The organism is Pseudomonas helleri, from assembly GCF_045830615.1.
Classification (GTDB): domain Bacteria; phylum Pseudomonadota; class Gammaproteobacteria; order Pseudomonadales; family Pseudomonadaceae; genus Aquipseudomonas; species Aquipseudomonas helleri.
The window spans coordinates 669,286-694,218 of sequence record NZ_CP174501.1; the positions used below are offsets into that span (position 1 = coordinate 669,286).

The 24,933-nt window shown below is 57.9% G+C and carries 23 protein-coding genes; 11 read left to right on the forward strand and 12 right to left on the reverse strand.

The window, feature by feature from the left end; translation table 11 throughout:
• Nucleotides 1-93: 93 nt before the first annotated feature.
• On the reverse strand, nt 94-1,422 hold the full coding sequence (miaB, locus tag ACJJU9_RS03145; RefSeq protein ID WP_048367615.1) for a tRNA (N6-isopentenyl adenosine(37)-C2)-methylthiotransferase MiaB: 1,329 nt from the start codon (nt 1,420-1,422) through the stop codon (nt 94-96).
• A 132-nt stretch (nt 1,423-1,554) separates the two neighbouring features.
• On the opposite strand from miaB, the gene ACJJU9_RS03150 reads away from it, so the two are divergent.
• Complete coding sequence (locus ACJJU9_RS03150) at nt 1,555-1,881, forward strand: DUF1820 family protein (protein ID WP_048367613.1); 327 nt, start codon at nt 1,555-1,557, stop codon at nt 1,879-1,881.
• A gap of 15 nt (nt 1,882-1,896) precedes the next feature.
• Here ACJJU9_RS03150 and ACJJU9_RS03155 read toward each other — a convergent pair whose 3' ends face one another.
• The 4 genes from ACJJU9_RS03155 to ACJJU9_RS03170 all read right to left on the reverse strand — a co-directional run bounded on the left by ACJJU9_RS03155 (nt 1,897) and on the right by ACJJU9_RS03170 (nt 5,481).
• Complete coding sequence (locus ACJJU9_RS03155; protein WP_153392364.1) at nt 1,897-2,445, reverse strand: tetratricopeptide repeat protein; 549 nt, start codon at nt 2,443-2,445, stop codon at nt 1,897-1,899.
• A gap of 279 nt (nt 2,446-2,724) precedes the next feature.
• Nucleotides 2,725-4,008 carry a glutamate-1-semialdehyde 2,1-aminomutase gene (gene hemL / locus ACJJU9_RS03160; RefSeq protein ID WP_407730033.1) on the reverse strand — a complete coding sequence of 428 codons (1,284 nt, stop codon included), beginning with the start codon at nt 4,006-4,008 and terminating at the stop codon, nt 2,725-2,727.
• 31 nt (nt 4,009-4,039) lie between these two features.
• Complete coding sequence (gene thiE, locus ACJJU9_RS03165; RefSeq protein ID WP_153332781.1) at nt 4,040-4,666, reverse strand: thiamine phosphate synthase; 627 nt, start codon at nt 4,664-4,666, stop codon at nt 4,040-4,042.
• A gap of 17 nt (nt 4,667-4,683) precedes the next feature.
• Nucleotides 4,684-5,481 carry a hydroxymethylpyrimidine/phosphomethylpyrimidine kinase gene (locus ACJJU9_RS03170; RefSeq protein ID WP_026014362.1) on the reverse strand — a complete coding sequence of 266 codons (798 nt, stop codon included), beginning with the start codon at nt 5,479-5,481 and terminating at the stop codon, nt 4,684-4,686.
• A 190-nt stretch (nt 5,482-5,671) separates the two neighbouring features.
• On the opposite strand from ACJJU9_RS03170, the gene ACJJU9_RS03175 reads away from it, so the two are divergent.
• From ACJJU9_RS03175 to ACJJU9_RS03190, 4 genes are all read left to right on the forward strand, one after another.
• Nucleotides 5,672-8,047: a 7TM diverse intracellular signaling domain-containing protein gene (locus ACJJU9_RS03175; RefSeq protein ID WP_407730034.1), complete on the forward strand. Its 2,376-nt coding sequence runs from the start codon at nt 5,672-5,674 to the stop codon at nt 8,045-8,047.
• Between the two features lie 73 nt (nt 8,048-8,120).
• A complete protein-coding gene (locus tag ACJJU9_RS03180) occupies nt 8,121-9,779 on the forward strand; it encodes an acyl-CoA dehydrogenase family protein (RefSeq protein WP_407730035.1) in 1,659 nt (552 codons plus the stop codon).
• A gap of 129 nt (nt 9,780-9,908) precedes the next feature.
• On the forward strand, nt 9,909-11,381 hold the full coding sequence (gene amn, locus ACJJU9_RS03185; RefSeq protein ID WP_153330310.1) for an AMP nucleosidase: 1,473 nt from the start codon (nt 9,909-9,911) through the stop codon (nt 11,379-11,381).
• A gap of 68 nt (nt 11,382-11,449) precedes the next feature.
• Nucleotides 11,450-12,091, forward strand: a complete 642-nt coding sequence (locus ACJJU9_RS03190; RefSeq protein WP_407730036.1) for a pseudouridine synthase — start codon at nt 11,450-11,452, stop codon at nt 12,089-12,091.
• Here the strand turns inward: ACJJU9_RS03190 and ACJJU9_RS03195 are convergent.
• Both ACJJU9_RS03195 and ACJJU9_RS03200 read right to left on the reverse strand, forming a co-directional pair.
• Nucleotides 12,086-12,295, reverse strand: coding sequence for a DUF2788 domain-containing protein (locus ACJJU9_RS03195; protein ID WP_048367598.1), 210 nt, complete (start codon nt 12,293-12,295; stop codon nt 12,086-12,088). The two genes, ACJJU9_RS03190 and ACJJU9_RS03195, sit on opposite strands and share 6 nt — an antisense overlap.
• A 153-nt stretch (nt 12,296-12,448) precedes the next feature.
• Nucleotides 12,449-12,928 (reverse strand): Lrp/AsnC family transcriptional regulator, encoded by a 480-nt coding sequence (locus ACJJU9_RS03200; protein ID WP_048367596.1) that lies wholly within the window; start codon nt 12,926-12,928, stop codon nt 12,449-12,451.
• Between the two features lie 886 nt (nt 12,929-13,814).
• On the opposite strand from ACJJU9_RS03200, the gene ACJJU9_RS03205 reads away from it, so the two are divergent.
• The 5 genes from ACJJU9_RS03205 to ACJJU9_RS03225 all read left to right on the forward strand — a co-directional run bounded on the left by ACJJU9_RS03205 (nt 13,815) and on the right by ACJJU9_RS03225 (nt 18,248).
• Nucleotides 13,815-15,950, forward strand: coding sequence for an S-type pyocin domain-containing protein (locus ACJJU9_RS03205; protein WP_407730037.1), 2,136 nt, complete (start codon nt 13,815-13,817; stop codon nt 15,948-15,950).
• Nucleotides 15,951-15,967: 17 nt separating this feature from the next.
• Nucleotides 15,968-16,198 (forward strand): bacteriocin immunity protein, encoded by a 231-nt coding sequence (locus ACJJU9_RS03210; protein WP_407730038.1) that lies wholly within the window; start codon nt 15,968-15,970, stop codon nt 16,196-16,198.
• Nucleotides 16,199-16,311: 113 nt separating this feature from the next.
• The gene (locus ACJJU9_RS03215; protein ID WP_407730941.1) at nt 16,312-16,650 is read left to right on the forward strand and encodes a hypothetical protein; all 339 of its coding nucleotides are present in this window, start codon (nt 16,312-16,314) and stop codon (nt 16,648-16,650) included.
• A gap of 25 nt (nt 16,651-16,675) precedes the next feature.
• Nucleotides 16,676-16,927, forward strand: a complete 252-nt coding sequence (locus ACJJU9_RS03220; protein WP_407730039.1) for a bacteriocin immunity protein — start codon at nt 16,676-16,678, stop codon at nt 16,925-16,927.
• Between the two features lie 256 nt (nt 16,928-17,183).
• Entirely contained in the window at nt 17,184-18,248 is a 1,065-nt protein-coding gene (locus ACJJU9_RS03225; protein ID WP_407730040.1) for a DUF6515 family protein, read from the forward strand.
• 44 nt (nt 18,249-18,292) lie between these two features.
• Here the strand turns inward: ACJJU9_RS03225 and ACJJU9_RS03230 are convergent, their stop codons facing one another.
• Nucleotides 18,293-19,189 carry a cation diffusion facilitator family transporter gene (locus ACJJU9_RS03230; RefSeq protein ID WP_407730041.1) on the reverse strand — a complete coding sequence of 299 codons (897 nt, stop codon included), beginning with the start codon at nt 19,187-19,189 and terminating at the stop codon, nt 18,293-18,295.
• Nucleotides 19,190-19,202: 13 nt separating this feature from the next.
• The gene (locus ACJJU9_RS03235) at nt 19,203-19,622 is read right to left on the reverse strand and encodes a polyribonucleotide nucleotidyltransferase (RefSeq protein WP_153330307.1); all 420 of its coding nucleotides are present in this window, start codon (nt 19,620-19,622) and stop codon (nt 19,203-19,205) included.
• Between the two features lie 89 nt (nt 19,623-19,711).
• On the opposite strand from ACJJU9_RS03235, the gene hrpB reads away from it, so the two are divergent.
• Entirely contained in the window at nt 19,712-22,231 is a 2,520-nt protein-coding gene (gene hrpB, locus ACJJU9_RS03240) for an ATP-dependent helicase HrpB (RefSeq protein ID WP_407730042.1), read from the forward strand.
• A gap of 12 nt (nt 22,232-22,243) precedes the next feature.
• Here the strand turns inward: hrpB and ACJJU9_RS03245 are convergent, their stop codons facing one another.
• From ACJJU9_RS03245 to ACJJU9_RS03255, 3 genes are all read right to left on the reverse strand, one after another.
• Nucleotides 22,244-22,753, reverse strand: coding sequence for a flavin reductase family protein (locus ACJJU9_RS03245; RefSeq protein WP_048367512.1), 510 nt, complete (start codon nt 22,751-22,753; stop codon nt 22,244-22,246).
• A 90-nt stretch (nt 22,754-22,843) separates the two neighbouring features.
• Nucleotides 22,844-23,872, reverse strand: coding sequence for a methionine synthase (locus ACJJU9_RS03250; RefSeq protein WP_407730043.1), 1,029 nt, complete (start codon nt 23,870-23,872; stop codon nt 22,844-22,846).
• 27 nt (nt 23,873-23,899) lie between these two features.
• On the reverse strand, nt 23,900-24,883 hold the full coding sequence (locus ACJJU9_RS03255; protein ID WP_153376134.1) for a DUF1852 domain-containing protein: 984 nt from the start codon (nt 24,881-24,883) through the stop codon (nt 23,900-23,902).
• Nucleotides 24,884-24,933 lie beyond the last annotated feature (50 nt).

Below are 24,933 nucleotides of genomic sequence, written 5' to 3' on the forward strand. Positions count from 1 at the left end.
AAATGATTAACCTTCTGTAGGGGCGAGCTCGTCTCGCGATCTTTTAGACGATCAAAAGATCGCGAGACGAGCTCGCTCCTACAGAAGCCTGCGTTAGTTCAGCAGCGAACCCCGCAGGGAGTGCGGCTGGGCGGCATCGATGTGCACGTCGGCGAATTGTCCGATCAACTGCGGGTTGTCGCAGCGGAAGTTAACAATGCGGTTGTTTTCGGTGCGCCCTTGCAATTCACCAGGGTCTTTTTTCGAGTAATCGGTCACCAGAATCCGCTGAGTGGAGCCGACCATTTGCCGGCTGATCTCAAAACCTTGTTGGTTCAGGCGGTGTTGCAGCGCGTTGAGGCGTTCTTTTTTGCGCTCTTCTGGCGTGTCGTCAACCAGGTCGGCCGCAGGCGTGCCCGGGCGCTGGCTGTACACAAAGGAGTACGAGAAGTCGAAACCGACGTCCTCGATCAGCTTCATGGTTTGTTCGAAGTCTTTCTCGGTTTCACCGGGGAAGCCGACGATAAAGTCAGAGCTGATGCAAATGCCCGGCACCGCTGCGCGCAGTTTGCGCAACTTGGACTTGTACTCCAGCGCCGTATGGTTGCGCTTCATCGCCGAGAGAATGCGGTCCGAGCCCGATTGCACCGGCAAGTGCAGGTGTTTTACCAGCTCCGGCACGTCGGCGTGGGCCTGGATCAGGCTGTCCGAGAACTCCAGCGGGTGCGAGGTGGTGTAGCGAATGCGCTCGATCCCGTCGATGGCCGCTACCACGCGAATCAGTTCGGCGAGGTCCGCCAGGCGACCGTCCTCGGTCAGGCCGCGATAGCCGTTGACGTTCTGGCCCAGCAAGGTCACTTCACGCACGCCGTTTTCAGCCAGGTGGATCACTTCGCTGAGCACGTCGTCGAACGGGCGGCTGACTTCTTCGCCGCGGGTGTAAGGCACCACGCAGAACGTGCAGTACTTGCTGCAACCTTCCATGACCGACACATAGGCACTTGGGCCGTCGATGCGGGGTTCTGGCAGGTGGTCGAATTTTTCGATCTCGGGGAACGACACGTCAACCTGCGGCAACTTGGTGATGCGCGCAGCGTCGATCATCTCGGGCAGGCGGTGCAGGGTTTGCGGACCGAAGACTACGTCCACGTAAGGGGCGCGGTCGCGGATGGCGGCGCCTTCCTGGCTGGCAACGCAGCCGCCGACGGCAATGACCATCTCGGGGTTGGCCAGTTTCAGCTCGCGCCAGCGGCCAAGTTGCGAGTACACGCGATCTTGGGCGCGTTCACGGATCGAACAGGTATTCAGCAGGATGACATCAGCGTCTTCGGCGCGCGCTGTGACTTCCAGGGCCTGATGTTCACCCAGCAGATCGACCATGCGTGAGCTGTCGTACTCATTCATCTGGCAACCGTGGGTTTCGATGTAAAGCTTCTTGGCCATGGGTGTTCATCAAGTGGTTCAAAGAACCGCGCATTATAGGGGGCATGGTCGCGGGTTCCTAGCGTTGCGCGTCCGATGGCTATGCTATAGTTCGCGCCCTCTTTTATATCCTCAGATGTCTACCCGCCCACCATGACCAAACGTGAAGCTCCAATCTACAAGGTGATTTTCCTCAATCAGGGCCAGGTGTTCGAAATGTACGCCAAGCAGATCTATCAAAGTGATCTGTGGGGCTTTCTGGAAGTTGAGGAATTTGTCTTCGGGGAGCGCACGCAAATCGTCGTTGATCCGAGCGAAGAAAAGCTCAAGGCTCAATTTGAAGGCGTGGTACGCAGCTTTGTGCCGATGCACTCGATTGTGCGAATCGATGAAGTTGAACGTCTGGGAACGCCGAAAATCAGCGAAGCGAATGGCATGAGTAACGTGATGCCGTTTCCGTTTCCGATGCCGGACAAGTAGTTCGGCACTTTTACCTTAAGGCAGCGGTGAAAACGGCGAGCGACCGTCGGCCGATTGCAGCTCAAGCAGGTACTTGCGGAAGATCTGCCCCAGGATCTGGGTGGCAGTCTCGAGTTGTTCGCGGGGCATTTGCTCGGCGACCAGGTCGGCGGTGTCGAGCGCGTCTTCGGCGCCGTTGACCGCCGCCATTTTCAGCACGATGTACGCCTGAATGTTATTGGCCGGAACGCCTTCACCCTTGAAGAACATGGTGCCCAGCTGAAACTGAGCCATGGCGTGGCCTTGCAGCGACGCTTGTTCGAAGTAGCTCAGGGCCTGATTGAGGTCTTGCGGGGTGTTTTTACCGTCGTAATAGAACTCACCCAGCTCGTATTGAGCTTCTGCATCCCCGGTTTTTGCCGCCTCAACGCAGGCTGCCAGAGCTTCTTTGAGGTCTTCTGGCTGCGTATTGAGGGTGCAACGACCCATCGCTGGAATCAACAGCGAGTTGCCACCTGCCTGAGCAAGCAACGGTTGAAGGAGCAACAGGCAGCCCAGTGCAAGGGCGCGGCCGGTGCGGTTCATGGGAATCGACGTACCTCTGAAAGGCGGGCATACCCGACCAAGGGATGAGTAGGCGCGCATTATGAAATAAGCGGAGGCCACCTTACAAAGTCTTTACTCGTTTTTCTGCTGCGTGACCGCCATATCGATTGATTTAAGACGATTTTGGACAGGTGGCATAAATGATTAGCCCCTCACGCGCATAAAAAGAACATAAACCCCTGTAGGAGCGAGCTTGCCTCGCGATCTTTTGATCTTAAAAAGATCGCGAGACAAGCTCGCTCCTACACAGGGTTCAGGTTATTTCAACACAGCAAAAGCGCGCTCGGCAGCATCCAGGGTCAGTTTCAGTTCGGCGTCGCCGTGGGCAATCGAAGTGAAGCCGGCTTCAAACGCACTTGGCGCCAGGTATACGCCGCCGTCCAGCATCAGGTGGAAGAACCGCTTGAAGCGATCGGCATCGCTGGCCATGACGTCGTCGAAGGTCACGATGTCATCGGCTTCGCTGAAGTACAGGCCAAACATGGCACCCGCCTGGGTGGTCACAAAAGGAATGCCGGCAGCGTCTGCACGTTCTTGCAGGCCTGCAAGCAGGCGCGTGGTGTAGTCGGTCAGCTCGTCATGGAAGCCCGGACGGCTGATCAGGCGCAGGGTGGTCAGGCCAGCGGCCATCGCCAACGGGTTACCGGACAGCGTGCCCGCCTGATACACCGGGCCCAGCGGGGCGATGTGCTGCATGATCTCGCGTTTGCCGCCAAAGCAGCCTACCGGCATGCCGCCGCCAATGATTTTGCCGAAGGTGCTCAGGTCGGGTGTGACGCCGTAGTGGGCTTGGGCGCCGCCCAGGGCTACACGGAAACCGGTCATCACTTCGTCAAAAATCAGCACGATGCCGTGCTGGTCGCACAGGCTGCGCAGGCCTTGCAGGAAGCCCGGCGCGGGCGGCACGCAGTTCATGTTGCCCGCCACCGGCTCAACAATGATGCACGCCACGGTGTCGCCCACTTCTGTCAGCAACTGCTCAACGGCGTCGATGTCGTTGAAGGTGGTGGTCAGGGTGTGTTTGGCGAAGTCGGCCGGGACGCCGCCCGAGCTTGGAACGCCTTGGGTCAGCGCGCCGGAGCCGGCTTTTACCAACAGGCTGTCGGAGTGGCCGTGGTAGCAGCCTTCGAACTTGAGGATGTTGTCACGCCCGGTAAAGCCCCGCGCCAGACGGATGGCGCTCATGGTGGCTTCTGTGCCGGAGCTGACCATGCGGACCATTTCCATGGAGGGCACAATCGAGCACACCAGGTCGGCCATCTCGGTTTCCATGGCGGTCGGGGCGCCGTAGGACAAGCCGTGTTGCAGTTGCGCACGCACCGCGTCCAGCACGTCCGGGTGGCTGTGGCCCAAAATCATCGGGCCCCACGAACCCACGTAGTCGACATAACGCTTGTCGTCTTCGTCAGTCACGTAGGCACCTTCGGCGTGTTTGAAGAACAAAGGCGTGCCGCCCACGCTCTTGAAAGCACGAACAGGCGAGTTCACGCCGCCGGGGATGTGTTTTTGAGCGTTGGCAAACAGCGTTTCGGAACGAGACATGGTGGGCTCTCTCTGAATCAGAATTCGGTATTTAAATAGACAGCAAGGCGTTGAACGCGCGGGCGCGTCGGGTCACTTCCTGCGTGCTGTCGGCGCCAAACAGGCCGTGCACCACAGCCAGCAAATCAGCCCCGCGCTCGACCAGCGGGGCGGCGTTGTCCAGGGTAATGCCGCCAATCACACAGATCGGCACGTTAACAAGCCTGGCGCGCGCCTGGTTGATGACGTCGAGGGCCGCCGGGGCTGCACCGGGCTTGGTGCTGGAGGTGAAAAAGCGCCCAAAGGCCACATAGGTTGCGCCTTCCTTCACCGCTTGCTCGGCCAGTTCGATTTGGTCGTGGCACGTTGAGCCAATAATGGCCTTCGGGCCGAGCAATGCCCGTGCAGGTGTCAGCGGGCCGTCGGTCTGGCCCAGGTGAACACCCACGTCCAGGCGCGCGGCCAGTTCGGCGTCATCGTTGATCAGCAAGTGCGCCTTGTAACGATCGCACAGGTGCTTCAGCGCCTCGGCCTCGCGCAAGCGGCGGGCCTCATCGGTGCTTTTGTCGCGGTACTGCAACAGTGTCAGGCCGCCATCCAGCGCCGCCTCGACATACTTAAGGCATTTGCCGGCCAGCAGTTGGCTATCGGTGATTGCGTAAAGACCACGCAGCTTCATGGGTCGAGCCTCATTCGTTACGAACAGAAGTCCAGCGGTAAGCGCCGGGGCACAAATTGGCCCTGGCCCAGTTGCTCGGCATCACGCAGGGTGCGCCACGTGTAGTTGAGCGCCGTCTCGACCGCGCTGACCAGGTTTTCGCCAATGGCCAAACGCCCGGCCAGAGTGCTGGCCAAGGTGCAGCCCGAGCCATGATAGCTGCCCGGCAGACGATAGCAGGTGAAGGTGTGACGGCTGCCGTCGCGGCTGTACAGGCGGTTATGGACTTCGTGTTCATCGCCGTGTCCGCCGGTGATGAGCAGGTGTTTGCAAAAAGGCAGGAGTTTTTCGGCGCATTCATCGGCGCTGCCCTCAGGCAGTTCGGCCAGAATGCGGGCTTCAGGCAGGTTGGGCGTGGCGATCACGGCCAGGGGCAGCAAGCGCTCGCGCATGGCGTAGCCCACTTCGTCTTTACCCAGTCGACCGCCGCCGCCCGCGCGCAGTACCGGGTCGCAGACCATCGGCAGATGCGGGTGGGCTTGAAGCAGCTCGACCACGGTGTCGACCATTTCCAGTGAGCCGAGCATGCCCAGCTTGACGGCCGCAACTGTGGAGTCGCTGAGCACGGCATTGGCTTGTGCCAGCACCCACTCTCGATCCAGCACGCGGAAGTCGCTGACATTCACGGTGTTCTGCACAGTCAAGGCGGTGACCACGGGGGCCGCGTGACAACCTTGAGCCAGCAGGGCTTCGATATCTGCCTGCAAGCCGGCACCCCCACTGGGGTCATGGCCGGAGAGACAGAGGACAACGGGGCGAGAGCTGTAGATATTCATGGTGCGCGAGCTTACCACCAAACGCTTTTTTGCGGCTGTTTGGTCCGCTGATTTGTATGATGGCCATGCGGCTCCATCGGGATGGCTATGCTAAAGTGAGCCCCACATTACTAACAGGTAAGACGGTCGACGCGGTCTCAAACGGAACAGGAGATTCTGCACGTAACCGGGCGGACCACGCTGGGGCTGTATGCGCTATTTGCTGATTATGATGCTGGGCTGGCTACCGATGCTGGTTGGCGCCGTCGAGTTTGACGAAACCACCCAGAGCCTGCCCTTGGGCCGAGTGATGCAGGTCTTCGAAGATGTGGGAGGCCAGGCGACGTTGAGCGATGTGATCGGCAACCCGGGTCTGTTCAAGCTCCACACCAAAGACACGCTAAATGCAGGGTACTCGCGCTCGGCCTTCTGGCTAAAAATTGATCTGCGCTACCTGCCCAAAGACCCGGCAGCACACCGTACCTGGTTGATGGAGCTGGCGTATCCGCCGCTGGACAACATCGACCTGTACCTGGCCGATGCAGCAGGCAACTACTACCTGGCTGAGCGCACCGGTGATGCCTTGCCCTTCGGCAGCCGGCAGATCAAAGAAAACAACTACCTCTTCGAACTCAATTTCAGCCCTGGGCAAAGCCAGACTGTCTACCTGCGTCTGGCCAGCGAAGGCTCGATTCAAGCACCGCTCACCTTGTGGTCCGCGCAGGCCTACCTCGAAGAACAGCCCCAGCGCATTTATGTGCTGGGCCTGATTTACGGGGTTCTGTTGGGGATGCTGGTGTACAACCTGTTCATCTACATCAGCGTGCGTGACACCAGCTACCTGTATTACATCGTTTATATGGCCTCGTTTGGCCTGTACCAGCTCGCGGTCAACGGCGCAGCGGTGCAGTACTTCTGGCCTAACAACCCGTGGTGGGCCAACGCGTCGGTGCCGTTTTTGATCGGCTCTGCTGCGCTCTTTGGCTGCCAGTTTGCGCGCTCCTTTTTGCAGATCGGCTCGCAAAGCCGCTGGCTGGACCGTGCGCTGATCCTGCTGATGGGCCTGGGTGCGCTGGTCATGCTGCTGTCGCTGGTCACCAGTTATGCCGTGGCCTTGCGGCTGGCTACGGCGCTGGCGCTGGCGTTTATCGTGGTCATCTTTGTTGCGGGCGTGGTGGCCTGGGCCCGTGGTTTGCGGGTGGCGCGTTACTTTGTAATTGCCTGGTCGGCCTTTTTGCTCGGTGGTCTGGTCAACACGCTGATGGTCCTGGGCTACCTGCCGAATGTCTTCCTGACCATGTACGCCAGCCAGATCGGCTCGGCGGTCGAAGGCTGCCTGCTGTCGCTGGCGCTGGCCGACCGGATCAACGCCATGCGTGACCTGCATGCGCGCACCTTGCAAGAAACCGGGCAAAAACTGGCGGCGATGAACCAGCAACTGGCCCGCACCAACCAGCTTAAAGACGAGTTCCTGTCGACGGTCACCCACGAACTGCGCACGCCCATGAACGGGGTTATCGGTTCGTTGGAGTTGATCAAAACCCTGGACATGGGCGCAGAACTCGAACTCTACACCCAGACCGCCGAAGGCTCGGCGCGGCAGATGATGGGCATGGTCAATGGCATTCTGTCCTTGACCGAGTTGCAGGCCGGTCGTCTCACGGCCGAGTTGCAGCCCTTTAGCCTGGGCGCGCTGCTCAAAGGCCTGAGTGCTGAATTCGCCCCGCAGGCGCGTAGCAAAGGGCTGTCTTTTTCGTATGACATTGCCCACGGGTTGCCTGATTACTGGGTGGGGGATGAAGCGAAAATTCGCCAGTGCCTCGAATGCTTGCTAGATAACGCCATCAAGTTCACTTGCGAGGGCGGGGTAATTTTGCGCGTGACCGGCAACGCCATCGACGAGGCGCGCTGGTCGATGGCGTTCAATGTGATCGACAGCGGTATCGGCTTTGTTCATCAGGAACGGGCCGAGCTGTACCAGCACTTCTTCCAGGTCGATGGTTCCATGACCCGCAATTACGGCGGCCTGGGGATTGGTTTGGCTATCTGCCGGCGCTTGGTAGAGCTGATGGGCGGCCAGTTGACTCACCATTCGCTGCCGCGTCAGGGCTCGCAGTTCCAGGTTTCGCTGGAGCTTGAGGCATTGGCCCCGGCGGAGCAGAGCCCAGCCCTGAACCTGAAAAAAAGCCCGATAGAGTGCGCCGTGTTGCTGGTTGAAGACCACGATGTCGGTGCTCCGGACCTGTACGGCATGCTGCTCGCATTGGGCTATCGGGTGCATTGCGCCGACAGCGGTCAGGCCGCCATCGACCTGCTGCGCCGCGAGCGCGTCGATGCGGTGTTGCTCGGTTGCCCGTTGGCGCGGATTACCGCCACGTCTAAAGACGCTCAACTGCTGACCCTGGCGGTGTGTTTGCAACTGCCCGTGCTGGCGGTGTTTGAGTCTGCCGCCGAGGCCCAAGCGGCGCGTGTGCAGGTCGATGCGATCACCGATGCCTTGATCAAACCGCTGGGTATCGATGACGTGCAGCACGCCCTTGCACAGCGCCTGTTGGTGGTCGGTGAGGGCAAAAGCGCCGGGTCTTAGGCGCATATGCCACTTGTGATGGTGGCTGTGCGTGCTTCACTGGGTCATTGGATTGATCCGAGGAGCCCGCACCATGAACCTGCATCAATACGCCGAAACCCACCAAGTGACCAATCAGCCTCCGTCGTTGGACGGCGTCAATCTGTACCGTATTGACCTGCCGTTGCAGCACTGGAGCCAGCACTTCGGTGCGGGTTGGGCGCAAGAGCGGATTGATCAGTACGGTGCGCTGGCCGGTGGGCCGTTGATGGCAGCGGGCTTTTTGGCCAATGAACACAAACCTGTGTTTGTCAGCCATGACCGCTTTGGCCATCGGATCGATCTGGTGGAGTTTCACCCCGCCTACCACGAACTGATGCGTACCGCGATTGAGCACGGCTTGCCGTCCTTGCCCTGGACCGACCCGCAGCCCGGCGCTCATGTGGCCCGGGCGTCCATGACCTACCTGCACAGCCAGGCCGAAGCCGGCAGTGGCTGCCCGTTGACCATGACCTTCGCCAGCGTTCCGGCTTTGCGCCTGCAACCGGGCATTGCCCGCGTATGGCTGCCCAAAGTGCTGGCCACTGAATACGACCCGCGTAACGTCGACATCAGCCAAAAAGCCGGGGTCACCCTGGGCATGGCAATGACCGAAAAACAGGGCGGCACCGATGTGCGCGCCAACACCAGCCGCGCCTACCCGGTGGGCGCGGCTGGGCCGGGACAGGCGTATGAGCTGCTTGGGCACAAATGGTTTTGCTCGGCGCCCATGTGCGATGGTTTTTTGACCTTGGCGCAAACCGACAAAGGCCTGAGCTGTTTTCTGCTGCCGCGCCACCGCCCCGATGGCAGCCGTAATGAGTTCTATATCCAGCGTCTGAAAAACAAACTGGGCAACAGCTCAAATGCCTCCAGCGAAGTCGAGTTCCGTGGGGCGCTGGCGTGGATGATCGGCGAAGAAGGGCGCGGCGTGCCGACGATCATTGAAATGGTCGCCATGACCCGCTTCGACTGCATGGTGGGCTCCAGCGCGCTGATGAGGCAGGCGCTGACCCAGGCCAGCCATCACTGTGCGCACCGCTTGGTGGGCGGCCGGGTGTTGGCTGAACAACCCTTGATGCAAAACGTGCTGGCAGATCTGGCGCTGGAAAGCGAAGCCGCGCTGGCCTTGAGCCTGCGTATGGGCCGTGCGCTGGACCATCTGGATGACTCCCACGAGGCCCGTTTCTCGCGGTTGGTGACTGCCGTGGGCAAGTACTGGATCTGCAAACGCGCCCCGGCCATGATCAACGAAGCGGCGGAATGCATGGGCGGCGCGGGGTATGTTGAAGACAGCATCTTGCCGCGCCTGTACCGCGAGGCTCCGGTCAACTCAACGTGGGAAGGCTCCGGCAATGTGCAATGCCTCGACGTTTTACGCGCCTTGTCCAAAGAACCGGGCGTGCTGGACGCGTTGTTTGCCGAGCTGGGTGATGGCCATGGCGATGCACGTTTGGCGCAGCACATTGTGCAATTGCAGCAGGCCTTTAAAGACACCGATGACATTCAATACCGCGCCCGCCAACTGACCGAAGACATCGCCTTGGGCCTACAGGCCAAACTGCTTTTGGAAGCCGGTAACAGCGATGTCAGCGACGCCTTTATTGCCAGTCGGCTACATGGCAGTGGTCGCGCCTACGGCAACCTGCCACGCGGCCTGAACGTCGCCGCCATCGTCGAGCGCTCAACCCCGCACATCAACCATCCACTGTAGGAGCGAGCTTGTCTCGCGATCTCTTGATCCTAAAGATCGCGAGGCAAGCTCGCTCCTACAGGTTTTTTGCGGTCTTCTTATTAACGACTGATACAGGCAAGATAAAGGCCTGCCAGTTCAGAAGACAGGATGCTTATCGTGACCGAAGCTTTTATTGTCGTTTCAACCGCTGCCGAGGCTGTCGACCGCCTTGCGGCCCTGCATGAACGCGCAACCACGGCGTTAAGCCAGGCACTCAAGCGCTACCTGAAAGACCGGATCGAACCGACCCCTGAAGAACGTGCTCTGTTTCGTTATCCGGAACTGCGTCTGACCTACCGCATCCATGGCGAAGTCCCGACCACCACCCGTGCTTATGCCAAGGTGCAACTGCCCGGCACGTACAGCGTCACAGTCACCCATCCCGCCGCGTTCCGTCACTACCTGCTGGAGCAGTTGGTGCCGTTGATGCGTGATTTCACCGTGGTGGTCGAAGTCGGTGTCAGCCAGCAAGACATTCCGTACCCATACGTGGTTGAGCAGGGCGACGAGCTCGCGGGCTCCGGCGTAACGGCCGCCGCGCTGGCGCGGGTGTTCCCGAGTACCGACCTGTCGGCCGCCACCGATGGCATCGCCGATGGCCTGTACGACTGGGAAAACACCGATCCGCTGCCTCTGGCGCTGTTTGATGCGGCTCGCGTCGACTTCTCGCTGCGCCGCCTGGTGCACTACACCGGCAGCGACTGGCGCCATGTGCAGCCGTGGATCCTGCTGACCAACTACCACCGCTACGTGGACCAGTTCATCCTTCATGGCCTTGAGCAACTGCGTGATGACCCGCGTTTTGTGCGCATGGTTATGCCCGGTAACGTGATCATCGAAAAGTCCATGGACTACGGCGAAGCCCAGGCAATTGCTGCCGGTGTGGTGTGGCATCGCTATCAAATGCCGGCGTATCACTTGCAGGCCAGCGACGGCCACGGCATCACCCTGGTAAACATCGGTGTCGGCCCTTCCAACGCGAAAAACATCACCGACCACCTGGCCGTGCTGCGCCCGCATTGCTGGTTGATGATCGGCCACTGCGGCGGGCTGCGCCAATCGCAGACCATCGGCGACTACGTGCTGGCTCACGCCTACATGCGCCGCGACGGGATTTTGGATAGAGTTGTACCGCCGAACATCCCGATCCCGGCACTGGCCGAAGTGCAACTGGCGTTGCAGGAAGCAGCTGCCCAGGTCACTGGCGAGCGCGGCGATGAGCTGAAAAAACGCCTGCGTACCGGCACCGTGCTGACCTACGACGACCGTAACTGGGAATTGCGCTGGGCGCAGGAGCGTCCGCTGATCAACCTGTCCCGTGCGGTGGCGGTGGACATGGAAAGCGGCACCATTGCGGCCCAGGGCTACCGTTTGCGGGTGCCGTACGGCACGTTGCTGTGTGTCTCGGACAAACCCCTGCACAGCGAAATCAAACTGCCGGGCTCGGCCAACGCGTTCTATGAACGGGCGGTGAGTCAGCATCTCAAGATCGGCATTGCCGCAGTCGACCTCATGCGTAGCCAGCTCAACTCGCTGCACTCGCGCAAACTGCGCAGCTTCGACGAACCGCCATTCCGTTGATTCAAGTGGTCATTTAGCGATCAGGGCACTAGCATGACCAGCCCTGATCGCTAGATGTTCTTTTTGTCATGTCCCGTCCTGCTCGTCCCGCCCCACGCCGTCCTGCGCCCAAAAGCACCAGCCCCACTGCTGCCAATCGCCGTGCGGCCAAGGCACCGCCAGCTGAGCCCAAATTGTTTCTGTTCAACAAACCGTTCGACGTCCTGACCCAGTTCAGCGACGAAGGCGGGCGGGCGACCCTCAAAGACTTTATCCCGATTCCGGGGATCTACCCGGCCGGGCGCCTGGACCGTGACAGCGAAGGTTTGCTGCTGCTGACCAATGACGGCCAGCTACAGGCCAAAATCGCCGACCCCAAGCACAAACTGCCAAAAACCTATTGGGTGCAGGTGGAGGGCGAGCCGACAGCAGAGCAATTGCAGCAATTGCGTGACGGTGTGCAATTGAATGACGGCAAAACCCTGCCCGCCGAAGCGCGAGCGCTGGAAGAACCTGAGTTGTGGCCGCGTAACCCGCCGGTGCGGTTTCGCAAAAGCGTCCCGACGTCGTGGCTGGAGCTGGTGATTCGCGAGGGACGTAACCGCCAGGTGCGGCGCATGACGGCGGCGGTGGGGTTGCCGACGCTGCGTCTGGTGCGGGTGCGCATCGGCGACTGGACGATTGAGGGGCTGGATCAAGGCCACTACAAAGAAGTGCCGGCGCGGTTATAACGCGCCCGACTCGATCAGGCCGATCACCACGCTTTTGATCACAAACGCGGCGACTCCAAGCCCGAGCACAAAAAACAGAATCATCGAACCAAAGCGCCCGGCCTTGGACTTTTTCGCCAGGTCCCAGACGATAAAGCCCATAAACAGGATCAGCACGCTGACCAGTATCGTCATCATCCATTCTTCAAATACGGCAGGATCCATTGGGGGCTCCATCGATCGCGTGTTGGGGTACTCGCAATCCTGTAGCCGCTGCCGCAGGCTGCGATAAGGGCCGAAGGACCTTCGTTTGGGCGGGCTGAGCCGGGGTTGCTACGCAACCCATCGCAGCCTTCGGCAGCGACTACAGGGTGTTAATCACGTACGCAAATGCGTCAACGGCAACTCAGTGCTGTTGAGCACCTGGTTCAGCACAAAACTGGAACGTACGCTGGTCACGCCATCAATGCGGGTCAAATGGCCTAGCAGCAGCTTTTGATAATGGTCCATGTCCGGCACGACCACCTTCAACTGGTAATCGGCGTCTATCCCCGTCACCAGGCTGCACTCCAGCACTTGCGGCAGCGTACGAATCGCCGCTTCAAAGTTCTCAAAACGCTCAGGGGTATGGCGATCCATGCCGATCAGCACGTAGGCCGTGAGGCTCAACCCCAGCAGCTTGCGGTCCAGCAACGCGACCTGACGCGAGATATAGCCGTCGTCTTCCAGTTGCTTGACCCGACGTGAGCAAGGCGAAGGCGACAGCCCGATACGTTCGGCCAATTCCTGGTTAGAGATGCGCGCATCACGCTGTAATTCCGCCAAAATGCTTAGGTCGTACCGGTCCAGTTTGCTCACGTAGACACCCTTTGTAATAACTATTGCGGCAAAGTATCCATCTGAAGGCAAAAATTGCGCAAGTGCTATTTTATTCAGCAATCTTCGCAATCCTCTGCCGGCGCCCCAGGCCTATTCTTATTACCAGAATCACTGCCCGGACATAGAGTCCACTGCGGCCGCCGAATCAGGCCTGCCGCGGCCGCCAACCCAACAGGGTTGCCCCGGCCCCCGGGCTACGCACTGTCCAGAAGACGGGGCGAGGTGAGCCAACATCACAAGTGTTGAGCCAGGACGGAAAAATTCAAAGGGCGACCGACGGGTCGCCCTTTTTTATTGCGTGCGCGCCCAACTTGGCGTGCATAACACTCTAACGCTCGTAGCGCTTGGAGACCCAAGGCCTTCTGCGCAATTGAACTGAATATATAAGAATGTAAAGTCATTAATTAGAAGAGCTCTAAAGTTTTATTTATTAGGTTGTTGTTGAATGGTGTTTAAGCTGTTGCGATTGCATAGGATTATTCGTTCATTGTTTTCGGAAGTGTATTTCTCTTTTTAAGTATAAGACCTATGGTGTTAAGGTTTATTTCTGAAAATGCGTTAGGCGCGTATAAGTTATCTAAATTAGTACTACTATTTTACGAGTGTCTTGGGAGGTTCCTTAATAGTTAGAATGACAGCAGGGGATTTGTATGGAGGATGAAATAACTAAATATTTAGGCGCACATAGGGTACTAGGCCCTAGCTCCTATGAGATAGGACCCGTATCAATCAGGGTGAGTAATCAGCCTCAAGTTCTAATCGGAGGTGGCCAGATTGCTTGGGGCTAAATGATGGCCCGCGCAGAGGTTTAGGTGGCGAGAGCAGCATTCGTAATGTAGCCACACCACACGTCATGACTGAGTTCATGAATGAGCAAATCCACAGCCAAAAAGCGATTGATCACGAATACAGTGCACGATTCAACCTTTTGTTAGCAGATACCCAGCGAGAATGGGAGGCAGCAAAACAGGCGGCTAAAGAGAATCAAGTTTTGACGCCTGCTGAGGCTCTTGTACGTGAACAAAAGGCGACATTAGACCTGATCGCTTCAAAAATATCTCGTTACGCCACTATTGCGCCTGCTATCTATGGGCTCTATAGCTTGAGCCCTTATTTTTTGATGGAAGTGCTACCGCGTCAGAAAATGAGCGAGCTTCTGAATTCGGGAAACACCACCCCCGAAAGTTTGATGGGCTTATACGCACTGTTTGACACGGTCTATAAGTCGGCCATGGAGCTTAAAGTGCTGTCGCTTTCAACAGCGGACCTTGCAGGGAGACTTGCAGAGCAGGCGCAAAAAATAGAGCAGGCTCAAACTGCTGAGACCAAACTCGCACCGTCTCAGCAATTAGAAATCATTACTCAGGAACGAGATATCCACGCCCAGCAATTGCCGGAAAACCTCTATTCTGAGTTTATTGCGGCAGCGGGCGCGATGGACGGCATGTCGCCCGCTCAAGCCTTGGGTCATTACCGGTCGACATTGGAACATATGGCCGCGTCTAAAATGGCTGCGGTTAACCCTGCTTACGCGCCCCCTTCTTTTAGTAGCGGCGGCGTTACAGTTCACTTCCCGGTGGAAAACCCGAACATAAAAGCCCCCTTAAGCAAACCTGAACTGGAAGCGCTCCACGAGCTGGTTTACTTACAAGGCCACACTGAGATAGGGACTAAATGGCAGAGCTACCACGATGCGTTGCTCAAGGTTGAGTCTGCCAGGCACCTTACTGCCACCGCGAAAGCACTTGGCGCTCTGGCCGAGCGGGCGAACCAGGTTGAACAGGCCTTGGAAACGCAGCGGCTTGCTGCTGAAGCTGCCGAACAGGCCCGCCTCGCAGCCGAGGCAGAGGCCAAGCGTGTAGCAGACGAACAAGCACGTGCTGCAGAGGCTATCCGCGTAGCCAATACGTTTAAAGCTCCCGGCCCTGCATCAGCGTCAAGTTCGCTGTTTCTAACCCCCGCAGGCACCGCTGCGGTTATTGATGCGGCGGCAGTGACTTTGCAAGCGGCTATTCGCTCTTCAATTGCAGCGATAACCGGCTTGGCGGCGGGTACGGTATCGGGTTTTTTTGTCGGTGTGTCTGCTCTGGTCTACTCCTCCAAGTTGGCCAATGGTGAACTGCCTGAACGTTATGCTTTCAGTACGCCGCTATCGGATCTGATTTCGCACGATGGGCAGGACTTATGGGCTATTGCCGCCTCGGGTGGCTCTGTTGACTTGCCCGTACGCATCAGTTCCAAAACAGCAGCTGACGGGCAGTCAGAATTCTTTGTCGCCAAGGCCGACGGGAGGGTCGTACCGTCGAACGTAAAGGTAGTAGCTGCTACTTTTAACGCTGAGCAGAATGTTTACAGCGTAACCACTGAGGACGTGCCGCCCCGAACGTTGACATGGACACCCATCGTCAACCCAGGCAATAGCTCGACCACCTTACCTGCTGAACCCACTGCGCCACCGGTCTACACGGGTGTAACGGTAACGCCTGTTGAAGGAAGAATTGACACCTTCCCGGGGCTAGCTGAAGCCGGGTTTGACGACTTCATTACCGTGTTTCCGGCGGATTCTGGTTTACCTGCGCTGTATGTCATGTTCAAGGACCGCCGTGAGGATCCGGGGGTTGCAACAGGAGCAGGTCAGGCGGTCACGGGGATCTGGTTAGGCGCAGCATCGCAAGGCGAAGGGGCCCCGATTCCATCGCAGATTGCCGACCAGCTTCGTGGTCGGGAGTTCAGGAACTTCAGGGCGTTTCGAGAGGCGTTTTGGAAGGCGGTGGCTAATGATGCTGATCTTGCTAAGCAGTTTGAACCTAGTATTTTAAAAACTATGAAAAAAGGTCGAGCTCCTGTCGCTAGAGAGAGTGGCCAAGTAGGTCGAAGAATAAAGCTTGAGCTTCACCATAAAAATTATATTTCCAAAGGAGGTGGGGTATACGATGTTGAAAATATTAATATTGTCACTCCCAAATTCCATCTGGAAATTCATAAAGGTGCAGAGGAATAAGTAAGTTGATAAATGAAATGTCTGAGGCCGATTTTTTAAGGTTTGTGACAAAAATATATAACGATGAATATGATACTGAAGAAGATCATATCGACGCGATTTTGGAGTTTAAGCGGCTGTCTGAGCATCCCTTAGGATCAGACTTACTATTTTATCCAGAAGTAGGAAAAAGCGGGCCGGAAGCTGTCGTGAAAGAAATAAAAGAGTGGCGCTCATCCAATGGCAAGCCTGGTTTTAAAATTGTGTGATTAAATTATGCTCAGTCACCGCTAGTGGTGATTGAGCATTTAATTTGGCTTGTATTGTGCTCAAGGGAATAACTGTTTATTTCTACCTTATGTGATGCTTGTGAGCAGGTTCGATAGTAACGGTGATCTGGTTAGGCGGAGCATCGCAAAGCGAAGGGGCTCCGATTCCATCGCAGATTGCCGATCAGCTTCGTGGGCGGGATTTGATGAACTTCAGGGCATTTAGAGAGGCGTTTTGGGAGGTCGTGGCTAATGATGCTGAGCTAGTAAAGCAATTAAAAAGGCAAAATTTATCGGCAGTTGTTAATGGAATAACTCCATGCGTAAAGACCTCTGGTCGAGCGGGAGTTGCTGTCAAAATTGAACTTAATCACAAGGTCTATGCCCCGAAGGGTGGGGCTTTTTATGATGTTAATAATATTGCTGTAGTTGCGCCAAGGCTCCATAAATAAATACACAGGGTAGAGGGGTGAGGTCATGAAAGAAATTAATGATTACTCTGAAGATGAGTTTTTAGATTTTGTGATGTTTCTATGTGATAGCAGCAAGCGTACTGAGGAAGAGGATATTAAGATGGTTCTTGAGTTTGAGCGATTGACGGAACATCCGGATGGGTCGGATTTGATTTTTTATCCAAAAGACGATCGCGCTGATACGCCAGAGGGGATTGTGAAAGAAGTTAAGGAATGGCGAGCAGCCAATGGCAAGCCTGGTTTTAAAACTGTGTAATTAAACCCTGTCCAGCCACAGTTAGCGGTGGCTAAACTTTGCATTTCGCTGAAGAGGTTCTTTATTGCTGAGGCCCGGAAGCATTCTTGAAGAAGATGGAGAGTGGCTTTACATGTGAATGACACTGAGGCCCGTTCTGCCTGGCAGGTGCTAGCCGTCCCAAAAATAAAGTAAGTAACCCCTAGCCTTGAGCAGAACCGCTTTGCGGTTTTCCAGTCTTATGATTACGCGCCCCCTAACCCGAGTGAGGAACATCATGAAATCGCGCATCTGGCGTTTGGCCACGGTTGGCTTGCTCTGTGTGAGTGTCACCGGCCAAGTACTGGCTGATGAGCGAGGGGATGGAAACTCTCAAGAAGCACGGCCCAACGGTGGTCAGCATTGGCAAGAAGGTAATCAGCCGCGCGGTGAGCAGCGCCAGGGCCGACCGGAGGGTTGGCAGGGCAATGCGCAGCGTCCTGAGAATAGGCCGCAGCAAGGCAATCAGCCGCGCCCTGAAAATCGCCCGCCGCAGGCTAATCAGCCTCGCCCGGAGTTTCATCCACAGCTCGGCAACCCTGGCCCTCAACAGCATTTTGAAGTGCGCTCCGGGCAGCAGCATCCTGGGCCGCCTGTGAGTAACCTGCCGATTCAGCCGCGCCCAAATGCTGTGCAGCAGACCCAGATGCCCAACCGTGGCGGTAACCAGAACTGGCAAGCCGGTGGTCAAAATTTCAGGCCTGGCGGCAATAACGTTCACCCCAATGATGTGCGCTGGGCCGGTCGCCCGGACGGGCATGGCAATGGCTGGGGCCCAGGCCCGCAATTCCGTCCCGGTTATGCCATTGACCGGTTCCCGGGCCAATATCGCCAGGTGCCGTATCGCGGGCAGAACTTCTTCTTTTCAGGGGGCTACTGGTATCGCCCTGAAGGTCCGCGCTACATCGTGGTGCAGCCGCCCTACGGGATTCGCGTCAGCATCATCCCCAGTTATGCGCGTGAGGTGTGGGTAGGCAGTTCGCTGTTCTTCCTCGCGGCCGGGTCTTATTACGCGTACCAGCCGGCAACTCAGGACTACATTGTGGTCGAGCCACCGGCGACGATTGTGCAGCCAGCGCCGCAACCGGTGAGTAACGGCTATGACGTGGTGGCGTATCCAGCCAATGGCCAGACCCCGGCGCAAATTGATCAGGACCGTTACGACTGCTACCGCTGGGCGGTTGACCAGAGCCATTTCGACCCGGCCCACATTGCCTACGCGCCCGCGCCGGCCGTGGTGCAGACCTACCGGCAGGCAGAGGGCAATTGCTTGAATAGTCGTGGGTATCAGGTGACGTATTAAAACTGCCGGGTTGCTCAGCAACCCTTCGCAGCCTTTGGCAGCGACTACGGCGCTGCCTTGGGTTTGACGACCTCCTGCGGGTCCGAATGCACCAGCACTTCGGCCCGTGGGTAGGCGTTTTCGATGGCCGCTGCCACTTGGTCACTCAGGGTGTGAGCGTCCAGCAAGCTTAGTTGGCCCGGTAGCTCAAGGTGCAGTTGCACAAACCAGATGTTGCCCGAGATTCGGGTACGCAAGTCGTGAGCGCCCAAAACACCCGGCACAGCGCAGGCCAAAGCCAGCATGTTTTCGCTGACGTCGGTGGGTAACTCTTCGTCCATCAGTACCGAAAAACTCTCGCGTGCAATCTGGAAGGCGCTCCAGAGGATGTACACCGCAATCCCCAGACCAAACCACGCATCCAGCTGCGAGAAGCCCACGGCGGCGAAGACCAGCGCAACCAGAATGCTGCCGTTGAGCATCAGGTCCGAACGGTAATGCAGCGAATCTGCGCGCACCGCGTTGGAGCCCGTGGCCTTGATCACGCGGTGTTGCAGGATCAGCAGGCCCACCGTCATCACCAGCGAGAACACAATCACGGCAATGCTGATCCACGGCGCGTTGACCGGCTCGGGATGTTTCAATCGGTCGAACGCCTGAAAGGCAATCAGCACCGCACTCACGCCAATAAACAGCGCTTGCGCCATGCCCGCCAACGATTCCGCCTTGCCGTGCCCATAGCGGTGATCGTCATCGGCCGGGCGCAGGGCGTAATGCACCGCCAGCAGGTTGAGGAACGAGGTCACGCCATCGAGCAATGAGTCTGTCAGCCCGGCGAGCATGCTGACCGAACCACTGAGCCACCAGGCGATGGCTTTGGTGATGATCAAAATACTGGCCACCGCCACCGAGGCGCGGGTGGCCAGGCGTAACAGGCGAGCGTGTTCCGGGCTGCTGGTCATTGGCCTTCCTTTATCAAGCTGCGGGGATCAAGCCATACATCGCTAATTGCTGGGTGCTGCCCTTGTGCTGGATCAGGCGTGGATCGTTCAGCGGGAAGCTGCGACCCAGCTCGCTTTCCAGAATGGCCTGCAGCTTGCTGTTATCCACTTTGCCGTCAGCACCAATGGCTTCCTGAAGTTTTTCCGGGGCGATTTGCGCGGTCTTGCCCGGCGGCAAATAAATAGCGCCGGTGGCGAAGTCGACGCCAAACGCAATCAGGCCCGGAATCACGTAAAACAACAGCCCGATGCCATCGAGCACCACCACCACCGGGTCGATCTTGCCATCAATCTGGCCACGACGATCGGGAAAGAAAATACTGCCGCAGGCGGTCAGTTGAGTGAGCAGCGTCGCAACCACGACACCGCCAATGACGCGGGAAAATGTACGCATAGGAAAACCTCTAACACGCTGAAGAATTAAGACCACGCTTAACGCATAACCGTTCGCCGTTATACTCGCCGCTCTGTTCTGGAGCCACCATGATTTCTTTGCCGATTGATGAAGTTTTACCTGCACTGCGTCAAGCCTTGTGTGAGCGCCACGAAGCGGTGCTCGAAGCACCGCCCGGCGCCGGTAAAACCACCCGTGTGCCGCTGGCCCTGTTGAACGAGCCGTGGCTGGCCGGTCAGCGCATCGTCATGCTGGAGCCGCGACGCCTGGCAGCGCGGGCTGCCGCCGAGCGATTGGCCAGCGAATTGGGTGAGAAAGTCGGCGAAACCGTGGGTTATCGCATCCGTCTGGACAGCAAAGTCGGCCCCACCACGCGCATCGAAGTGGTCACTGAAGGCATTCTGACCCGCCGCCTGCAAGAGGACCCGGCGCTGGAAGGCGTCGGGCTGCTAATTTTTGATGAGTTCCATGAGCGTAGTCTGGATGCCGATCTGGCGTTGGCCTTGAGCCTCAATGGCCGTGAGCTGTTTCGCGATGAGCAGCCGCTGAAAATTCTGCTGATGTCGGCCACCCTTGAAGGCGAGCGGTTGGCCAGCCTGCTAGACGATGCCCCGGTGTTGCGCAGCGAAGGGCGCATGTACCCGGTGGCGATGCGCTGGGGGCGGCCTTTTGTGCCGGGCGAGTTTATCGAGCCGCGTGTGGTGCAAACCGTGCTGGACGCTATCCATGACGAGAGCGGCAGCGTGCTGGTGTTTTTGCCCGGCCAGGCCGAGATCCGTCGCGTCACTCAACAATTGGCCGATGCGTTGGGCCAACGCAGCGACATCGCGTTGTGCCCTTTGCATGGCGAGCTGGATCTGGCCGCGCAGCGCGCCGCCATCGAACCGGCGCCCAGCGGCACACGCAAAGTGGTGCTGGCCACCAACATCGCGGAAACCAGCCTGACCATCGACGGCGTGCGCGTGGTGATCGACGCCGGGCTGGCGCGGGTGCCGCGTTTTGATCCCGGCAGCGGCATGACCCGCCTCGACACGCAGCGTATTTCTCGCGCCAGTGCCACCCAGCGGGCCGGCCGGGCCGGGCGACTGGAGCCGGGGGTGTGTTATCGGCTGTGGTCAGAGGACCAGCATGCGCAACTGGCGGCTTATGGCAGCGCTGAAATCCTCCAGGCCGACCTGGCCGGGTTGGCCCTGCAACTGGCGCGTTGGGGCGTTACCCCTGAGCAACTGACCTGGCTCGATGTACCGCCTGCTGCGAGTTATGCACAGGCCCGGCAACTGCTGGAGCGCTTGGGCGCCCTGCGTGGGCCAAAACTGACGGCCCACGGCGAAGCGATGGCTGAACTGCCGGCACACCCGCGTATCGCGCATTTGTTGCTGCGCGGGCACGATCTGGGGTTGGCGGCGATGGCCTGTGACGTAGCGGCATTATTGGGTGAACGCGATATTTTGCGCGGCGCCGGGGCCGATGTGCACAGCCGTCTGGCCTTGTTGTCCGGTGAAAACCGGGCGGCGCGGGGCGGGCAGGGCGGGGTGCAACGTGCCAGGCAACTGGCCCGGCAATATCAGGGCTACTTGCGTGGCAAGCCCGCCCGCCCGGTGGCCGACCCCGATCATTCGCGTTGGCTGGGCGCCTTGCTGGCGCTGGCCTATCCCGATCGCATCGCGCAACAGCGCAAGCCCGGCGGCGCCGAATACCGGCTGGCCAATGGTCGGGCGGCGTTGTTCAGCGAAGTCGACGGCTTGATGAAACAGCCGTGGCTGGTGGTTGCCGATTTGGGCAGTCGTCAGGGCCAGCGTGAAGAGCGCATTTATCTGGCCGCCGAGTTTGATCCGGCGCTGTTGGACGGTGTACTTAATGAGCAAGTCAGCGTTGTGGACCAGTTGGACTGGGACGAGCGCGAAGGGGTATTGCGCGCCGAACGTCAGCGAAAAGTGGGCGAACTGGTGTTAAGTCGTGAACCCCTGACCGGCCTTGATGAGGCGTCGCGGACTCAGGCACTGGTCAATCTGGTGCGGCGCAAAGGCCTGGAACTGCTCCCCTGGACGCCTGAACTGCGGCAATGGCAAGCGCGGGTGGCGTTGCTGCGTCAGCTCGATGTGAGCAACCAGGGCCAAAGCGAATGGCCGGACGTGAGCGATGCGGCGTTACTGGCCGGGCTTGAAGACTGGCTGGGGCCGTACCTGGGGCGGGTGTCGCGGCTGAGCCATTTTGCCAACCTCGACCTGTCGAGCATTGTGCATAACTTGCTCAAATGGCCGCTGCCCCAGCGTCTTGATGAACTGGCGCCGCAACACATCAAAGTGCCGTCGGGTTCGTCGGTGCGTCTGGACTACAGCGAGCACCCGCCGATTCTTGCGGTGCGCCTGCAAGAACTCTTTGGCCTGGCAGACACCCCGCGCATCGCGGGCGGGCGGCAGGTGGTCAAACTGCACCTGCTGTCACCCGCCCGGCGCCCGGTGCAAGTCACCCAAGACCTGGCTAACTTCTGGCGCAGCACCTATGCCGAGGTGAAAAAAGACTTGAAAGGGCGTTATCCCAAACATTACTGGCCCGATGACCCGTTAGTGGCCGAAGCGACGGCCCGGGCCAAGCCGAGAAAGAGTTGAGGCCCTAAACCTTCACGCGGCGCCAAGGGCGGCGAGGTTGCAGTACTGGCCTTTGAAATACAGCAGTGGCTGCGTCGCCGCTGCTTCTTGCAGGTTTAACGCTTTGACTTCGCCGATCACGATCAGGTGATCACCGGCAACGTGCTCGGCGTGTATTTCGCAATCAAGCCAATGCAGGCTGCCCGCGATGACCGGGTTGCCCAGCGGCGATGGCTGCCAGTCGACGCCGTGCCATTTGTCGGTGCCTTTGCGCGCGAACTGGTTGGAAATCGCAACCTGCTCGCCCGACAGGATATTGACCGCGAAACGACCCGCCTGACGGATTCTCGGGTAGCTGGCTGAACTGGCCATGACGCTGAAAGACACCAGCGGTGGGCTCATCGACACGCTATAGAACGACTGGCAGGTGAAGCCAATCGGCTCGTCATCCACGTGTGAGGTAATCACCGTGATACCGGATGCGTAGTGCCCGAGGGCTTCGCGAAAGCTCAAGGGTTCGATCGCCGTACGAGGAAGTGCCATGGTGGGTCCTGAATAGGGATAAGCCTGAAGTCGCCCGCTTAAATGGGCTGACTTCAGGCGTTACTCGTGTTTAAAGCCCGCAGGCAGTGCTTAGTTCGACAGTTCTCTGCGGATGATCTCGGCGCCAGCCGTCAACGCTTGCAACTTGCCGCGTGCAACGTGACGTGGCAGCGGGGCCATGCCGCAGTTGGTGCATGGGTACAGTTTGTCGGCGTCTACAAACTGCAGCGCCTTGCGCAGGGTATTGGCCACTTCCTCGGGTGTTTCGATGGTGTGCGAAGCCACATCAATGGCGCCGACCATGACTTTTTTGCCGCGAATCAGTTCCAGCAAGTCCATAGGGACGTGGGAGTTGTGGCATTCCAGCGAAATGATGTCGATGCTGGATTGTTGCAGCTTGGGGAACGCCTCTTCATATTGGCGCCACTCTGAACCCAAGGTTTTTTTCCAGTCGGTGTTGGCCTTGATGCCATAGCCGTAGCAGATATGCACAGCCGTTTCGCACTTGAGGCCTTCAATGGCTCGTTCCAGGGTCGCCACGCCCCAGTCATTCACTTCGTCAAAGAACACGTTAAAAGCGGGTTCATCAAACTGAATAATATCGACGCCCGCCGCTTCCAGTTCCAGGGCTTCCTGGTTAAGGATTTTGGCGAACTCCCAGGCGAGTTTTTCGCGGCTTTTATAGTGGTTGTCGTACAGCGTATCGATCATGGTCATAGGACCTGGCAGCGCCCATTTAATGGGTTGCGTGGTCTGTTGACGCAAGAACTTGGCGTCTTCCACAAACACCGGCTTTTGCCGCGCAACAGCCCCTACTACGGTGGGGACGCTGGCGTCGTAACGGTCACGAATCCTGACAGTTTCGCGCTTCTCAAAATCAACGCCGCTAAGGTGTTCAATAAACGTGGTGACAAAGTGTTGGCGTGTTTGTTCGCCGTCACTGACGATATCAATACCGGCGTGTTGTTGTTCTTGCAGGGCCAGTAACAAAGCATCTTGTTTGCCTTCAACCAGTTCTTCACCTTGCAACTTCCAGGGCGACCATAGTGTTTCGGGTTGTGCTAGCCAGGAAGGTTTCGGCAAACTGCCGGCCGTTGAAGTAGGTAGCAATTTTTTCATGGTGGATAACCTTGTCTTAATAAGTCGTTAAAGAGCGTAATGGGCGGACCACTGCTCAAGAATGGCGTGGTGCGGCTTGATAAAGTGCTCTTCAACAAAGGTGCCTTGTTCAATCGCCAACCGGCTGCGTTCTTCTCGGTCGTAAACAATCCGCGTCAATGAGTAATCCTGGTGTTTCAAGCTTGGCTGATAGGCTTTGCCGGCGGCAGAGTTGGCGTTGTAAATCTCAGGGCGATAGATCTTCTGGAAGGAATCCATCGTGCTGATGGTGCTGATCAGTTCAAGGTTGGTGTAATCACCCAGCAAGTCACCGGCAAAGTAAAAGGCCAGCGGTGCCACGCTGTTCGGCGGCATGAAATAGCGCACCTTCAAGCCCATTTTGCGGAAGTAATCATCGGTCAGGGAGTATTCATCCTGCTGGTATTCAACGCCCAGCACCGGGTGCTGGTTTTCCGTGCGCAAGTAGGTCCGGCTGCTCGACACGCTCAGGCAGATCACTGGCGGTTTGTTGAAGTGTTCTTTGTAGGTGTTTGAATTAACAAAGCACTTGAACAGTTGGCCGTGCAACTCACCAAAGTTGGCCGGTGTGCTGAATGTCGTTTGGCCTTTATTGTGGTCCAGCAACAGCACGCTAAAGTCATAATCGCGTACATAAGAAGAAAAATTATTGCCCACAATGCCTTCAATGCGCTCGTGTGTGTGCTGATCAATAATATGGGTTTTCAATATTTCAATCAGTGGCAGGGCATTGTCACTGCGCTCAGCATCAAGGCTCATGGCGACCGAAATGATTTCAAGTTCCACCGCATAACGGTCACCTTTGGGGTTGTCCCAATGCGCCAGTGTATTGAAGTGGTTGTTAATCATTTTTAAGGTGTTGCGCAAGTTCTCTTGGCGATGTTCGCCTCGGGCCAAGTTGGCAAAGTTGGTCGTAATGCGCGTCGTGTTTGAAGGCTGATAGTTTTCATCAAAGCGAATGCTCTTGATAGAAAATGTGAATTCTCTGCTCATTATGATCTGACGCCTTAATAGAAGAGATAAACCAGAACAGGGCTTTCTGG